The sequence below is a fragment of the Helicobacter cholecystus genome (assembly GCF_003364215.1).
GTDB lineage: Bacteria > Campylobacterota > Campylobacteria > Campylobacterales > Helicobacteraceae > Helicobacter_G > Helicobacter_G cholecystus.
This window is the reverse complement of record NZ_NXLU01000031.1, coordinates 1-642: the sequence shown is the minus strand read 5'-3', so window position 1 is coordinate 642 and position 642 is coordinate 1. Positions and strand designations below refer to the sequence as shown.

The 642-nt window shown below is 33.6% G+C and carries 1 tRNA gene; it reads right to left on the bottom strand.

Annotation, left to right across the window (positions count from 1 at the left end):
* Positions 1-520: 520 nt before the first annotated feature.
* Positions 521-597, bottom strand: a tRNA-Ile gene (locus CQA62_RS06795).
* Positions 598-642: the final 45 nt, after the last annotated feature.

Genomic DNA, 642 nt, shown 5'->3' with positions numbered 1-642 from the left:
GTGAGTTTATGATCAACATTGGTGATAAGAAGTCGATCATTTTGTGAATTTAGAGTGATATTGCCTGTTACAGTGCCATCATTTGTAAAATTATATTCTCCACTACTATTGATATTCTCAATACTATCCCCACTTACATCTTGAGCTATTGCATAACTAGCACTTAACATTAAAGCTAAAGAACTAGCAATAAGAGGACGAGTGAGAGTATTGCCTTTTGATTTTAGAGTTTTGTTTGAAGATTTTATTTTAGAGACAAAGTTGTTATTGTCCCCCCCCCCTTAGAAGAAGCTGTATTTGCTCTTTTCATTGTTTTCTCCTTTAATGGTTATAAATGTGTTTTATTTATTTTGGAAGCAAAAAACCTTATATTTGCTTTGTTTTTGTTTAAAAACAAGGTGTAAGTATATCTAAAATTTGACGGGGGGGGGGGGGTAATTTTTGAAAAAATAAAGTATCTTTTGGAATAAAGAAGCAATATATTATATTTCAGGATAATTTAAGGATTTTATCAAGGGATTGGTGGATCTTGCAGGATTTGAACCTGCGACCAATCGGTTATGAGCCGAGTGCTCTGACCAGCTGAGCTAAAGATCCGAATTTTTTTGGGGAGGGCGTATTATACTTAAGATCAAATCGAAA